A 472-nucleotide genomic window follows, 5' to 3' on the forward strand; every position below is an offset into this window, starting at 1 on the left:
GGTGACGTTCTTCGGCATGAATGTCACCTTCATGTCGATGACACCCGACGGATAGATGGTGTATGCTATCGTGTAATCGCACAACCATCCATTACCCTGCTGTGTCATCACGGCGTTGTCACCTGATTTTGAAAGCGAGGATGTTACTGTGTGTGTACTGCTTTGAGTTGATGTATTTCCGTCATTGTCTATGCTGCGGAAGCAATTGAAGTCCGGTGCGGCATCGATGAACGATTTGCCGTCGAAAGTCCATCCTGTGAGTTGGCCGTCGCCGGAGAATGTTATCTCGTACTTCTTACCGTCGGAGGTTGTACCCGATACGCTGTTACCGACAACGGAGAGATTGCCTCCACCGTTTATCTGTGGTAATGATGGACGTTCCTTCAGAGTGAACTGCTCCTCTGCAATGGCGTATCCGGCGTTGGCCCACGATGCGTCATCCTTCAGACATAGACTGAGCATGATGAGACAT

Annotated in this window: 1 pseudogene; it reads right to left on the bottom strand. The window is 50.2% G+C overall.

The window, feature by feature from the left end:
- Positions 1 to 472, bottom strand: a pseudogene (locus WKT13_RS13330) (glycoside hydrolase family 2 TIM barrel-domain containing protein); the annotation flags it as partial.

The organism is Prevotella sp. HCN-7019 (genome assembly GCF_037890215.1).
Taxonomy (GTDB): Bacteria; Bacteroidota; Bacteroidia; order Bacteroidales; family Bacteroidaceae; genus Prevotella.